The following is a 14183-nucleotide window of genomic DNA, read 5'->3' on the forward strand; positions in this document are numbered from 1 at the left end:
AACCCCATTCTATCCGACCCGCCCCGATCTGGGGAAGGGTCGTCCATGTCCATCGCCGACGCCACCGAACCGACCGGGCCCGCCGCTGCGCGATCCGAATCCTCACGCGACGCCGTCCGCAAGGAACGGGGCCGGGCCATCCTGGCTTTGGGCAACGTCCGCATGGACGGGAAGGACAACCGCTACCGGGTGACCTCCCAATTGGGGGACCGGCATTACCTCGTCTCGATCGAACGCAAGAAGGGGCCGGACTGGCGGTGCGAATGCCGGGATTTCGAGACACGCGAGAAGCCTTGCAAGCACATCCATGCCGTCTTGTTCGCGATCGAGCGGGAAAAGGGCGGGAATGAGGCCAAGGTCGCAGCAACGGCCCAGAAGCCCCGGACGTTCGCCCAGCAAGAGGCATTGGCGGCCCAATCCGTCCCGGCCCGCAAGACGTACAAGCAGGATTGGCCCGCCTACAACGCCGCCCAGACGACCGAGAAGCATCGGTTCCAGGAGTTGCTACGCGACCTCTGCGCGGGCGTCCAAGAGCCTCCCAGGAAGCAGGGGAGCAAGCCGGGCGGCAGGCCCCGTCTCTCGCGGGCCGACATGATCTTCGCCGCTGCCTTCAAGGTGTACTCGACCGTCTCGGGGCGCCGCTTCATGTGCGACCTGGCCGACGCCCACCAACGGGGGTACATCGACAAGGTTCCCCACTTCAACAGCGTGTTCAACGCCCTGGAAGACCCCGAGTTGACGCCGATTTTGGGCGACCTGATCCGCGAGTCCGCGTTGCCGCTCCGGTCGATCGAATCTGATTTCGCCATCGACTCGTCCGGGTTCACCACGTCCCGATTCATCCGGTGGTTCGACAAGAAATACGGCGTGGTCAAGGCGAAGCACGAATGGGTCAAGGTGTCCGTCATGACGGGCGTGCGGACGAACATCGTGACGGCCGTCCGCGTGGGCAACCAGACATCCCAGGACGCCCCCGAATTCATCCCGCTGCTTGAGCAGACAGCCAAGGGATTCGAGGTCAAGGAAGTCTCGGCCGACAAGGCGTATGCCTCATACGACAACTTCCACGCCGCCAACTGGCACGGAGCGACCGCCTACATCGCGTTCCCGGTCACGACGACGGGCCGCAGGGGCGGGAATTTCGCCAGGATGTTCCACCTGTACAACCTGAACCGAGACGACTACCTCGCCCACTATCACAAGCGGAGCAACGTCGAATCGACGTTCTCGATGGTCAAGGCGAAGTTCGGCGATGCCTTGAGGAGCAAGACGGACACGGCGATGGTGAACGAGGCGTTGTGCAAGGTGTTGTGCCACAACGTCTGTTGCTTGATTCAGAGCGCGACCGAACTGGGTGTTGAGACGAAGTTTTGGCAAGATGATACGAATACCCCTAAAGCGACGGAAGTCGAAGCGATCGACGAATGGGTCGCCGCGATGGCCTGGGTTTGAATCCGACCGGGCCAATCTTCACAAGGTACGCTTTCGGCGGTTGGCACTCGCGGCGCGGCGTGTCCCCTTCCCTCTATGGATCGATGGCTCCAGTGCCAATTTCATCCTAGTCAAATCAATGGGGCCTCCGGCCGCGAAATTGCTAGCATCTAAACCGATGACGTCGCGGAGAAAGGCAATATCAAGTTGGCTACGCATAATATCGGCGTCAATCTTATGAAGCGTCATGAGCGGAAGGTCGCTCATCGATGCAAAGACCTCTACAGATTTCTGTATTTGCTGGGCTGTCAATTTGCTAACGTCCAAGACAGGCATGGTTGCGGCGGCTTTGACTCCAATACTTCCCCGTCCAGTTTGTTGCTTATTGGAATGCCACCAATACAGGAGCATTCCTAACGTCGTGTTGCTCCACAAGACCATTGCCTTCTCATGATCGGGGGAGTCCAGAGTTACCGAGAACCATGCCCGACCGCCGAGAGTACGCCGCTCCGTATACTGCATACTCGTGGATTGCGAGTTGAACCTAAAATCTCTGTTAAGATGGCAATGGGAAGCCCTCGGCAATAGTGCAGCAATTTTCCGATCGATAGTCTGCTGCTCATCGACGGTACGTCCCTTCAATGGCAAACCTTCGCAATCGGCAGGGAAAGCCATCGTCCGTTCTCGTTCCATCGAGTGCGACCATAAAATCGGATATGTGGGCGCTGAGCCAGGGGCGGCCTCTATTATTTTAAATGGGCCACGTACCTTCCCCTTTGCGTCCTTACCTTCGATATCGGAGTGATAAGGTCCAATTTTCCCGATCATCCCCAGTCGTGTTACAGGTATCTTCGCCACGTCTGGCTTGATCATGCCTGGCATCCAGGCGCGGCTCTTGACAGCCAACTGATAGGCAGACTGAGCCAAAGACAGATCGGCCACCCGGGACAAGTTCCAGCCATCGGAAGGAGGAAGCGGCGCGTCGATTACTTGGCCGATGGCTTCCCCACCAATATGCAACGGGGAACCACCTACCGGACCATCTTCCAATTTCCTGAGGCTTGCACCGTCGATAGCTTGTCGGATCTGGCGGGCGATCTCGGCGCCAGAGATCGGATACTCGGGCCGCTTGTTCAGGCTGACGAAGGTTGCGCGACGACTACCCTTCGCGTCCTTCCGGCCGACTATCAAGCATTCGCCGGAGCCAGTGTCCGCCGAGAACGAGATATCAAAATCTTTGGCGGCCGAGATCGAGGCGACGATGAGGCCCGAATAATTCTTGGCCAATGCTTCACGCGACCATTTCCAGGCGTCGCCCGACACCAGGCTGAGCGGCATGACGAGCGCCAGTGTTCCCCCCTGCTTCAACTTACGATTTGCGAGCACCAAAAAGTAAGATGCCTCGCCGGCATTACCCCTCGCGCTAGTGCCCTTGATTAACTTCTTGGCAACCTTGCTCATCTTCTTCTGTTCGTTCGCCGTTGTCTTGAATGCGGCGAACATGGGATTAGACACACCAATCTTGGCTGATTCATGACCCGTATCGCGAGTAAAAGGCGGATTCATGATAATAAGATCGAATGAATCGTGTCCCAGCGACGCCCAAGTCCTTTCTTCGGACTCCCCTGAGCCTTCGATCCGCTTGGCCGTAATTTCATGGATGCTGAGTCTACCTTGGGGATCGAGAAGGTCAAGCGAGCCGAGAGAGATGCTACCGTTTCTCTGTAGGCCATAAGCCACTGTCAATATTTGGCTGCGGTTGTATGTAGTCGATGGGTGCGCCCCAGAGAGCATAGAGGCCGTTAAATGGGTTGCAGCAGGAAGGATATCGCACCCAACCAGGGAAAATGCCATCATATCCGAGTGTATAGACTCGGAGTTGCCGCCGGCAAGCTCATGCATTTGCCCAATGCGTTGGTATGCCGTAGAAAGTAGGGTGCCGGTGCCACATGCCAGATCGGCGATACACAGTTTTTTGATACCTTGTGCATCACCCCAAGTTCCGCCGGAAGGGGTCGCATCGGGACTAATCGCCAGTCCGGCCAAGAGTGTGGAGGATGCGGGGGTCGTGTAGTACGCAGCAAGAAACTTGCGGTCGATGATCAAGCGTTGGAATACAGCACCCGTAAGGTCATGGGATCGCATGAGATTGCTTTCGATCATCACAGACGATACCCCGGCCAATTGATCGATCAATTGGCCGATGTTCGTGGCGGGAATGATCTCAAATATGCGGCGTGCGATGTCAAAGATCGGCCAATAGTTGATTTCAAGAATTTTGTGCCACTCTTTGAGGATCGAGTCTCGCGACAATAAACCGTTGAGACCTCTCAGTTCCGCGAACGACTTAATTTCGGAAAGCTTCCCGTTTCCCCCGGCTAATGCCTCGTGAAAAACAAAAGCATTAGCCATGATCGTCATGGCCATCCGTCGGGTTTGTTCGCCCTCGGCCTGATAGAGCAAGTCTCCGATGCGGCTGATCGAGCCCGGATGATCTCTCGTCATGTCATGCAAGAGCCCAGCCGCAGCTCCGACGCCCTGGGTCAATATTTCGGCCGCTTCATCAATAACTTGCGGCGGCACTGATGCGGATTGAACTAAGATTGACAGATCGGAAACGCGTCCTCGGATCCAACCCGAGGTCGGGAATCGATCCTCTTTGAATGTCTCTTGCCCGGTGAATAGCGCGAATTCAATATCGTTGGCGTTGGCGAATTCTTGATCGAGCGAGTTTCCGGAACGACTTCGAAAGCGGACAGGCAACCTTACGGCAACTGCGGACAGGATTCTCCGGCCATTGGCTCGTAACCGAGACCCGAGCCGGTCTTTGGCCTCATCTTCTACTTTCGTGGCAGGATGCAATTCGACTTCGACAACAACAGGAGAGACATTCTTTTCCAAGATTAGGATATCAGGCCTCTTGCCGCTGCCCGACAGCATGCTCAGGCATTCGGAATTGACGATATCATCCTCATCCCAAGATCGCCGCGTCTTCCGCAATGCCTTGGCCAACGCGTCGTTGATCGTGTGCTCGTGCGTGGCCATTGATTGCGGTCTCGGTGTTGTATGGCTGGGTGCTCGTAAACCTAGGCAGGCGCAGTTCAGTGTTCCATGTAAAGCATGATCGCGCAAGTCAAATCCGAAATTTCCTGAGTCGACGGGCAATCAATCAGAATCGTCGATTCACTGCTCAGCGTGTCGAGCCGGGCTGCAATCATCGCCGATCCCCTGCTGGGGATTCGATCTTTCGACCAGTACAGCCCTTTGGGCGAATGTCCACCAGGCCGTCAAGACATGGTTGAGAATCTGGCACCCGCAGTAGATCGACTGGAACACCAGGAGACCGTAGAATATGGCCCTGGGGCGGTTACGGAGGGTGCCGATGTTTCCATCGAGGGTCCAAAGGGCGAGAATGTAGCCGATTTGAAGCAGGAGGCAGATGACGGTCCAAACGTGAGAAGTGATGAGTTTTCCTGCGATGCTCCGAACGGTTTCATGGTCACGCCAAGTCCCAATGGCCTCGATGTGGAAAAACAGTGCAGTGAGAGTAAAGCCGAACGTGATGCTGGTCACATCCAGTAAGTGGGTAAAATGCTCTCTTATTTTCATGATGAATGCTGGATGATAATCAAGCCAAATTCCGGCGACCAGCCCCGCAACGACTGCGGTCCATAACTCGCCGTCCTTCCAGAAGGCGCGACTCTTTGAAACGTTCTTCACGAGTACGGCGAGTTCGTAATACATCGATTTAATCCATATCATCCATCATGGCGGAAAGTTTCAACCATGCGTCGCGTTCATCGACTTGGCCGCTTGCATCAGACTCGAATACTAGACGCCGAACTCGCACGCTTACCCGAGTGTTCAAATTGACTTCTTGGCCATCGTTGACACCCGAAACCTTCGCCCCGTCGAGGGTGTGGTCGGCAAGCTTCTCTTTGATTACACCTATAATTCCTTTGGCGAAATCCAGACTCTTACCGAATTTTGAAAAGAGCGTGACCTCGGCCTTTCCGGCATTAGATTCTTCTGATAGCAAAGCTAATTCCGATTGGTGATCCAACCATCCCGGATTCGACTCGACTACTCGAACGGTAGCCTGGGTAATTCGGTCTAATCTATCTATTTCCTGTGCGAACTCCGAAGATGGTTCAGCTTCGAGGTTCACGGTCGCCGGAGTTCGAGCCGGACCGGAATTTGGTGCTGGGATGTACGTATTATCAATCATACTTTGAAGATATTCATGTATTTGCCGAGGCCGAATTGAACCTTGATGGCTTTCGATCAAAAGCACATAACGGCTCCCCTTCGACCCGCCCAATACGTGGGTCCAGTCGATTGGCGTCTGGTCAGGACCGATCGGATTCGGGGCTACTTCGAGGGCGTTTATATCAATCACATCCGGTTTGAACCCGGGTTTATAGCTTGCAAATCTCATCCTCAGGCGGCTGTTAAGATATTCGGCCGAATAGAGTAATCGCTCTCGTTCACCTAATTTGAAAGCGATAAGATCCGGGGAGACGACACCGGCCCGCAGATTAGCCAGGAGTTCGCCGTAGGACGTGCCCACCGGGAGCCCGGAAATCGTCAACTTGTGGACTTCTACCTTACGATTGATTGGCATGGATCAAACCCGTCGATTACCAGAGGATCGCCGCAACCGGCATCAAGGGTAAGCGATCGGCCTGCGACGTGAAAGGGTCGGAAAACCGCTCGGTGACGCCAGGACGGCCTCTTGCTCCTGGATCGCAACAATCCTGAACACGCGGGTTTAAGCCGGAGCATTTCCTCCCCTCAGGCCATCACACAAAAACCTGAACTTTTGCCCAGTAAAAACTGCACAAAAACTAGTTAATGTGCAAAGCCGCCCCGGAGCGTCTCGGCGAACCGGGCGGCGCGGGGGCCGTGGTCGGGGTCGGTCCACTCATTGACCCGTCGCGCGTCGTGCAGGACGGCGAACAGGCGGACCACCTCGACATCCGCCCCGGTCACCGCCGCCAGCCGCTCGCCGTTTTCCAGGACCCGGGCCCAGTGGGACACCCCATGATCGCCGGTCCAGGGGAGTTCGTAATCGGCCAGGACGGCCGCGAGGATCGGCAAGAGAGGGTCGTTCATGGGTCACCTCCTGGTTCGCATCAACCCGTGGGACTCGTCCAGTCGATTTCGGCCATCACTTAACTTGACGCGACGCGCGGGGCGACTTACCGTCTGGGTATCCTGCCCCGGATGATCTCCGGGCGAGGTCCGTCCCTGCGCGGGGCCGGGCCGATCCACCCGGTCCTCGACGAGCCCGATCGATGATCGTCCAGCGGTTGAGCGAGATCCAGCACCGGTTCGGCTTCCTGCCGGAACGCGAGTTGCGCGAGCTTTCGGCGACGACCGAGACGCCGCTCCACCGCCTCCACGAGGTCGCCAGCTTCTTCCCGCATTACCGGCTGACCGAGGGGCCGGCCGTGGACGTCCGGGTCTGCCGCGACATGGCCTGCCACCTCCGGGGCGCCCCGGCGCTGGAGCAGGCCCTCCGCCGGTTCGGCTCCGAGATCGGCGGCGACCAGATCGCCGTCGAGGGGGTCTCCTGCCTGGGCCAGTGCGACGGCGCCCCGGCCGTGACGATCAACGACCACGGCTTCTGGGGGCTGTCCACCGCGCAGATCCGGTCCAAGATCAACGCCGCGTTGTCGCGCGACCCGATCCGCCAGCAGAGGGCCGACCGCACCCACCTGGGCTGGATGATCGACCCGTACGATGGGGAGCCCCGCTACGACGCCATCCGCGCCCTGGTCGGCTCGTTCGAGGGCGGCCCGTCGCTGGAACAGCGCCGCGACCACGTGATCGATGCCCTCAAGGTCGCCAACCTCCGGGGGATGGGCGGGGCCGGTTTCCCGACCCACCTGAAGTGGAACACCGTCCGGGCCCAGCCGGGGCCGGAGAAGTACGTCGTCTGCAACGCGGACGAGAGCGAGCCCGGGACCTTCAAGGATCGCGAGCTGATCCGCCGCACCCCGCACTTGCTGGTCGAAGGGATGATCCTGGCCGGCCTGGTCTCCGGCGCCGGCCAGGGGTATATCTACGTCCGACACGAGTATGTCGAGGAGATCGAGGTCCTCGAAGAGGCGATCGCCAACGCGGTCCGGCTGGGGGTGTGCGGGCCGAACATCCTGGGCTCCGGGCTCGGCTTCGCCCTGGAGGTCTTCGTCAGCCCCGGCGGGTACATCTGCGGCGAGGAGACGGCGCTGCTGGAGGCGATGGAAGATCGCCGGGCCGAGCCGAGGAACAAGCCCCCCTTCCCCGTCTACTCGGGCCTTCGGGGCAAGCCGACGATCATCAACAACGTCGAAACCCTGTGCTGGACGCCGGGGATCGCCACCATCGGCGGCGAGTGGTATCGCGACGGCGGCGTCCGGGGCGCGACCGGGATGCGGTTCGTCTCGATCAGCGGCGACGTGGTCGAGCCGGGCGTGTACGAGGTCCCGTTCGGCCAGACCGTGCGCGAGCTGATCTACGGATGCGCCGGGGGGATGCTCGGCGAGCAGAGCCTCAAGGCGATCGCGACCTCCGGCCCGTCGGGCGGATTCCTGCCGGCCCGGCTCCGCGCCGAGGTCCTGGACTCGGCGCGATCGAAGCCCTGGGCCGCCGCCAACATCCCGCCCGGGGAGACGACCTACGACATCCTCGACCTGTCGCTCGACCTCAAGACGGTGGGCGACGTCGACAACATGCTGGGCGCGGCCTTCGTCGCGATCGGCAGCGACGCCTGCATGGTCGACTTCGCCCTGAACTGCGTCCGGTTCTATCGCAACGAGTCGTGCGGCAAGTGCGTCCCCTGCCGGGTCGGGTCGCAGAAGTTGGTCGACCTGTTGAGCGCGATCGTCGAGGGGCGCTACCCCCACGCCGACCTCTCCGTGGTCGACGAGCTGGCGCGGGCGATGTCGCTGACCTCGATCTGCGGCCTCGGCCAGATCGCCGCCAACCCGATGACGACCCTCATGAAACACTTCCCCGAAGAACTGGAAGCGCACCTCGTCCACCGCCAATGCCCGGCCGGCGTCTGCTTCCGGACCTGAGATTGGCCGCCTCGGCGACCCTCCCACGGCACCCCGCACCCGAGACCCGACATGATCCGATTCTCCCATCGATCCGAATCGCGCGGCCCGGGCCGCGTCGTCGCCCTCGTCGCGACGCTGCTGGTCAGCCTCGGCGCGGCCGCGCCGTCCGCGGACGCGCCCCGGCCCCACATCGTCATGATCCTGGCCGATGACCTGGGCTGGGCCGACGTCGGCTGGCATGGGCCGGACATCAAGACGCCGAACCTGGACGCCCTGGCCTCCGGCGGGGCCAAGCTGGAGCACTTCTACGTCCAGCCGCTCTGCTCGCCGACCCGCGCCGCCCTGATGACCGGCCGCTACCCGATGCGGCACGGGCTCCAGGTGGGCGTGGTCCGGCCCTGGGCCTCGCACGGGCTGCCGCTCGACGAGCGGACCCTGCCCTCCGCGCTCAAGCAGGCCGGGTACGAGACGGCGATCTGCGGCAAGTGGCACCTGGGCCATTCCCGGGTCGAGTACCTGCCCACCCGCCGCGGGTTTGACCACCAGTATGGCCACTACAACGGGGCCATCGACTACTTCACCCACGAGCGCGACGGCGGGTTCGACTGGCACCGCGACGACAAGGTGAACCGCGACGAGGGCTACAGCACCGACCTGCTCGCCAACGAGGCGGCGAAGCTGGTGGAAACCCACGACGTCTCACGGCCCTTGTTCCTCTACCTCCCGTTCAACGCCGTGCACTCCCCCCACCAGGTCCCGCCCCGGTACAAGGAGCCGTATGCGGCGCTGCCCGAGCCTCGCCGGACGTATGCGGGGATGACCGCGGCCATGGACGAGGCGATCGGCCGGGTCGTGGCGGCCCTGGACAAGAAGGGGATCCGGGAAAATACCCTGATCCTGTTCAGCAGCGACAACGGCGGGCCGGACGCGGGCCGGGTCTCCAGCAATGGGCCGCTGCACGGCGAGAAGGGAACGCTCTACGACGGCGGGGTCCGGGTCCCCGCGTTCGCCAACTGGCCGGGCAAGATCAAGCCGAACACGGTGGTCGACAATGCCCTCCACATGGTCGACATCTACCCGACCCTGCTGAAGCTCGCCGGCGCCCCGGCCGAGCAGACGCTGCCGATCGACGGCCGCGACGCCTGGCCGGCCATCTCGGGCGAGAAGGCCGCCGATCGCGGCCCGATCCTCATCAACGCCACGCCCGACAATGGGGCGATCCTCGCCGACGGCTGGAAGCTGATCGTCCGGAAGAACGGGGCGGCCCCGGCGGATGATGAGGAGGCACCGGCCGCGAAGAAGAAGGCCCAGGCCAAGAAGGCGGCCCCCCCGGCGCCCCCGGCGACCGAGCTGTTCCACGTGGCCGCCGACCCCAACGAGACCAAGAATCTGGCCGACAGCGAGCCGGCGAAGGTCGCGGAACTGCGGAAGCTCTACGAGGGATTCGCCAGCCAGGCCATCCCCCCCAGGAATTTGAGGGCGGCCCTTCCGGGCTTCAAGGTCCCCAAGGTCTGGGGCGAGTTCGATTGATCGGCCGAGCCAATCGGCTTCGTTCATCCCGGCGTTCATGACGCATCATACGGTCGGGTCGCCGTGGTTGTCTTGACGACCACGGCCACCCGGACGGGATTCTTGCCCTCCATCCGTCCTTCGTAGAGGATGCCCCCCGCATGAGCCAGGGCCCGGTCATGGTCTCGGTGACGATCGACGGCAAGGGGGTCGAGGTCCCCGCCGGCACGACGATCTATGATGCGGCCCAGAAGCTGGGGATCTCGATCCCGATCCTCTGCCATCGCGAGCACATGACCCCGGCGGGCGTCTGCCGCGTCTGCGCCGTGGACGTGGGGGAACGGGTGCTGGCCCCGGCCTGCTATCGCCAGATCACCCCCGACATGGCCGGGCGGAAGATCACCACCTCGGTCCCGCCCGGCAAGGCGCAGGACTCGGTGAAGACGCTGGTCGAACTGCTGATGGCCGACCATCCCTCCCCCTGCGCCAAGCATCGGGAGCACGGCGACTGCGAGCTGGAGGTCATGGCCGAGCGGTTCGCGGTCCACGGCTCGCGGTTCGCCCGGGCCGAGGCCCGGCCTCGCGACGACTCGTCGGTGGTGATCGCCGTCGATCATTCCGCCTGCATCCTCTGCGATCGCTGCATCCGCGGCTGCAACGAGATCCGCCACAACGAGGTGATCGGCCGGACCGGCAAGGGGTTCCTGGCGCGGATCGCCTTCGACCTCGACGACCCGATGGGCAACTCGACGTGCGTCTCGTGCGGCGAGTGCATGGTCTCCTGCCCGACCGGGGCCCTGACCAACCGCGCGGTCGTCAACCGGGTGCTCACCATCCCCGTGGCCGATGAGGTGGGCGACATCGGCCCGGTCCCCTCGGAGGAACTCGTCCGGCTCCCGCTGTTCGAGGGGATCTCGCACGCCTTCCTCCGGTTCAACGAGAACGCGGTGGTCCGCCGGGCCTACAGGCCGGGCGAGGTGATCTGCCGCGAGGGGGAATATGGGTCGACCGCCTTCTTCATCGAGAAGGGCCGGGTCAAGATCTTCATCAAGACCGGCTTCAACCACACCAAGACCGACGCCGGCTCCCCCACGCGTCGCGAACGCCCCGGCCTGTTCGGCCGGCTCACGACCCGGTTCGTGGGCCGCAAGGAAGATCATCGGGAGGGTGAAGGCGACGAGCGGTACATCCCGGTCGATGCCCCGGTCTCGCTCCGCTACGACAACCCGGTCGACACCCTGCACGCCGGCGACATCTTCGGCGAGATGACCTGCATGAACTCCTATCCCCGGTCGGCCACCTGCACGGCCGAAGGGGACCTGGTGGTCCTGGAGATGGACCGCAACGTCCTGTCCATCCTCCAGCGGGGCAAGAAATCCAAGGCCCTGCTGGACGAGCGGTATCGCCAGCGGTCGATCGACAACCACCTGCGGAGCGTGCCGATCTTCTCGACCGTGGCCCGCGACCCCGCCGCGTTCATCCGCCTGGTCGACCTGCTCCGCGAGCAGGTGACGCTGGAGCGGTTCAACAACGGCGAGACGATCTTCCGGCAGGGGGACCCCGCCGACGCCTTCTTCCTGATCCGCACCGGGTTCGTGAAGGTGGCCCGGTCCAACATGGGATCCGAGCACGTCCTCAGCTACCTGGGACCGGGCAACTACTTCGGCGAGATCGGCTTGCTCGCCGAATTGCCCGAGGTCCGGGCCATGGGCATCGAGAACGCGCGACGGACGGCGACCTGCTCGGCGCTCGACCACGTCGACCTGGTGCGGATCTCGGCCGATGCGTTCCAGGAGGTCCTCGACCAGTTCCCGGAGGTCCGCCGCCAGGTCGTCGAGATCGCCGGCAGGCGGCTCCGGGCGACCGAGGCGACGCTCCGCGAGGTCGAAAAGATCCCGCTCGGGGAGTTCCTCAACCAGGGCCTCATGAATGCCCAGAGCCTGCTGGTCCTGGACCTGGAGAAGTGCACCCGCTGCGACGAATGCACCAAGGCCTGCGCCGACACCCACGACGGCGTGACCCGGCTGATCCGCGAGGGGCTCCGGTTCGACAAGTTCCTGGTGGCCAGTTCGTGCCGGTCGTGCATGGACCCGTACTGCATGGTCGGCTGCCCGGTGAACTCGATCAAGCGGCTCGATTCCCGCGAGATCATCATCGAGGACCACTGCATCGGCTGCGGCAAGTGCGCCGAGAATTGCCCCTACGGCAACATCAACATGCATTCGCTGCCCGAGGCCCTGGAGGACGACCCGTCGGCCCCCGGCCAGAAGATCGCGGTGGTCCGCCAGAAGGCGACCATGTGCGACCTGTGCCGCGACGTGGACGGCCAGCCGAGCTGCGTCTATGCCTGCCCCCACGACGCCGCTCACCGGATGACCGGGCGGGAACTGCTGGACAACGTCCGCACCTCCCGGGCGCTCCGGATCGGCCTGCCCTGACGCGAAGCCGCTCCGCCCCCCCTTGTCCGATCGTCGCGGCCCGTGGTACTACCGAAGGGGGGGACGATCGACGCGGCCCGGCAACGGGGCCGGGGCCGGCGGCTTTGGCGTGAGCGGCGAGGGATTGATGAGCGGCGATCGGAACATCGGCCTGGGCGCGAGCGAATCGACGTTGGAGGACCAGGGCTGGACCGGCCTCGGGACCCAGAACTGGAACCTCGCGCCGGCCGTCCTGGCCGAATCGGCGGTGGTCCGCGGCGAGGGGAACCTCGCCGATTCCGGGGCCGTCGTCTTCCTGACGGGCACCTACACGGGCCGCTCCCCCAAGGACAAGTTCATCGTCCGCGAGCCGAGCTGCGAGGACGAGATCGACTGGGGCGAGGTCAACCAGCCCTTCGATCCCGCGCGGTTCGACGCCCTCCGGGACCGGGTCAAGGCCCACCTGCAAGGGCGTGAGGTCTGGGTGACCGACGCCTTCGGCGGGACCGACCCCGACCATCGCCTGCCGATCCGGGTGGTCTGCGAGCGGGCCTACCACGCCCTGTTCGCCCGCCAGCTGTTCGTCCGGGCCACCGCCGAGGAACTGGCGACGCACCGGCCGGAGTTCACGATCATCGCGGCCCCGGACTTCCGATCCGACCCGGCCCGCGACGGCACCCGGAGCGAGGTCTTCATCATCATCAACTTCGCCCAGAAGCTGGTGCTGATCGGCGGGACCCTGTACGCCGGGGAGATCAAGAAGTCGGTCTTCACCCTGCTCAATACCATCCTGCCCCGGTCCGGCGTGATGCCGATGCACTGCTCGGCGAACGTCGGGGCCGGCGGCGATGTCGCCCTGTTCTTCGGCCTCTCGGGCACCGGCAAGACCACGCTCTCCGCCGACCCGGCGCGGGGGCTGATCGGCGACGACGAGCACGGATGGAGCAGCGAGGGGGTGTTCAACTTCGAGGGCGGATGCTACGCCAAGTGCATCCGGCTCGACCGCCAGAGCGAGCCCGAGATCTTCGGGGCGATCGGCTTCGCCACCGTCCTGGAGAACGTGGTCCTCGACCCGATCACCCGCACGCCCGACTATGCCGACGCCTCGCTCACCGAGAACACCCGGGCGGCCTACCCGATCGACGCCATCCCCAACTACGTCCCCGGCGGGCGCGGCGGGCATCCCAAGCACCTGGTCTTCCTGACCTGCGACGCCTTCGGCGTCCTCCCCCCGCTGTCGCGCCTGACCCCCGAACAGGCGATGTACCACTTCCTGTCCGGCTACACCGCCAAGGTCGCGGGCACCGAGCGGGGCCTGGCCAACGAGCCCACGGCCACATTCAGCACCTGCTTCGGCGCCCCGTTCATGAGCCGGCCGCCCCGGGTCTACGCCTCGCTGCTCGGGTCCAAGATCCGCCTCCACGGCTCGGGGATCTGGCTGCTGAACACCGGATGGACCGGCGGGGGTTACGGCCAGGGGAGGCGGATCAGCCTGGCCCACACCCGGGCGCTGGTCGATGCGATCATGGGCGGCAAGCTCGCGTCCGCCCCGACCGCGATCGACCCGATCTTCGGCCTCGAATACCCCACGGCATGCCCCGGGGTCCCGCCCGAGATCCTCAACCCGCGCGGGACCTGGGCCGACCCGGCCGCCTATGATGCCGCGGCCCACCGCCTGGCCGGCCTGTTCCGCCAGAACTTCGCCAGGTTCGAAGGGGTGGAGCCGACGATCCTCGCGGCGGGGCCGAGATCGGCGGGATGATCGCGGCCCCCCTGCCCG

Annotated in this window: 9 protein-coding genes; 5 read left to right on the top strand and 4 right to left on the bottom strand. The window is 63.3% G+C overall.

Annotated features, from left to right (window positions below):
• Positions 1-45 precede the first annotated feature (45 nt).
• Positions 46-1452, top strand: coding sequence for a transposase (locus tag TA3x_RS05625; RefSeq protein ID WP_435019130.1), 1407 nt, complete (start codon positions 46-48; stop codon positions 1450-1452).
• A gap of 18 nt (positions 1453-1470) precedes the next feature.
• Here the strand turns inward: TA3x_RS05625 and TA3x_RS05630 are convergent, their stop codons facing one another.
• From TA3x_RS05630 to TA3x_RS05645, 4 genes are all read right to left on the bottom strand, one after another.
• A complete protein-coding gene (locus tag TA3x_RS05630; protein WP_435019132.1) occupies positions 1471-4476 on the bottom strand; it encodes a hypothetical protein in 3006 nt (1001 codons plus the stop codon).
• Between the two features lie 138 nt (positions 4477-4614).
• Positions 4615-5175, bottom strand: coding sequence for a hypothetical protein (locus TA3x_RS05635; RefSeq protein ID WP_435019134.1), 561 nt, complete (start codon positions 5173-5175; stop codon positions 4615-4617).
• 4 nt (positions 5176-5179) lie between these two features.
• Positions 5180-6055 carry a hypothetical protein gene (locus TA3x_RS05640; protein ID WP_435019136.1) on the bottom strand — a complete coding sequence of 292 codons (876 nt, stop codon included), beginning with the start codon at positions 6053-6055 and terminating at the stop codon, positions 5180-5182.
• A gap of 227 nt (positions 6056-6282) precedes the next feature.
• Complete coding sequence (locus tag TA3x_RS05645; RefSeq protein WP_435019138.1) at positions 6283-6546, bottom strand: hypothetical protein; 264 nt, start codon at positions 6544-6546, stop codon at positions 6283-6285.
• 182 nt (positions 6547-6728) lie between these two features.
• Between TA3x_RS05645 and TA3x_RS05650 the strand changes: the two genes are divergently transcribed.
• The 4 genes from TA3x_RS05650 to pckA all read left to right on the top strand — a co-directional run bounded on the left by TA3x_RS05650 (position 6729) and on the right by pckA (position 14165).
• Positions 6729-8495, top strand: coding sequence for an NADH-ubiquinone oxidoreductase-F iron-sulfur binding region domain-containing protein (locus tag TA3x_RS05650; protein WP_435019140.1), 1767 nt, complete (start codon positions 6729-6731; stop codon positions 8493-8495).
• A 51-nt stretch (positions 8496-8546) separates the two neighbouring features.
• Positions 8547-10007, top strand: a complete 1461-nt coding sequence (locus TA3x_RS05655) for an arylsulfatase B (protein WP_435019141.1) — start codon at positions 8547-8549, stop codon at positions 10005-10007.
• 140 nt (positions 10008-10147) lie between these two features.
• The gene (locus TA3x_RS05660) at positions 10148-12424 is read left to right on the top strand and encodes a cyclic nucleotide-binding domain-containing protein (protein WP_435019143.1); all 2277 of its coding nucleotides are present in this window, start codon (positions 10148-10150) and stop codon (positions 12422-12424) included.
• Positions 12425-12551: 127 nt separating this feature from the next.
• Positions 12552-14165 carry a phosphoenolpyruvate carboxykinase (ATP) gene (gene pckA, locus TA3x_RS05665; RefSeq protein ID WP_435019145.1) on the top strand — a complete coding sequence of 538 codons (1614 nt, stop codon included), beginning with the start codon at positions 12552-12554 and terminating at the stop codon, positions 14163-14165.
• The last annotated feature ends 18 nt before the right edge of the window (positions 14166-14183 follow it).

Origin of the sequence: Tundrisphaera macrotermitis (assembly GCF_051175315.1) — a bacterium.
Classification (GTDB): Bacteria; Planctomycetota; Planctomycetia; order Isosphaerales; family Isosphaeraceae; genus Tundrisphaera.

Excerpts from the sequence above, each read along its gene's own strand:
- TA3x_RS05625 (WP_435019130.1), top strand. The coding sequence starts at position 46 with ATGTCCATCGCCGACGCCACCGAACCGACCGGGCCCGCCGCTGCGCGA.
- TA3x_RS05630 (WP_435019132.1), bottom strand. The coding sequence starts at position 4,476 with ATGGCCACGCACGAGCACACGATCAACGACGCGTTGGCCAAGGCATTG.
- TA3x_RS05635 (WP_435019134.1), bottom strand. The coding sequence starts at position 5,175 with ATGTATTACGAACTCGCCGTACTCGTGAAGAACGTTTCAAAGAGTCGC.
- TA3x_RS05640 (WP_435019136.1), bottom strand. The coding sequence starts at position 6,055 with ATGCCAATCAATCGTAAGGTAGAAGTCCACAAGTTGACGATTTCCGGG.
- TA3x_RS05645 (WP_435019138.1), bottom strand. The coding sequence starts at position 6,546 with ATGAACGACCCTCTCTTGCCGATCCTCGCGGCCGTCCTGGCCGATTAC.
- TA3x_RS05650 (WP_435019140.1), top strand. The coding sequence starts at position 6,729 with ATGATCGTCCAGCGGTTGAGCGAGATCCAGCACCGGTTCGGCTTCCTG.
- TA3x_RS05655 (WP_435019141.1), top strand. The coding sequence starts at position 8,547 with ATGATCCGATTCTCCCATCGATCCGAATCGCGCGGCCCGGGCCGCGTC.
- TA3x_RS05660 (WP_435019143.1), top strand. The coding sequence starts at position 10,148 with ATGAGCCAGGGCCCGGTCATGGTCTCGGTGACGATCGACGGCAAGGGG.
- pckA (WP_435019145.1), top strand. The coding sequence starts at position 12,552 with ATGAGCGGCGATCGGAACATCGGCCTGGGCGCGAGCGAATCGACGTTG.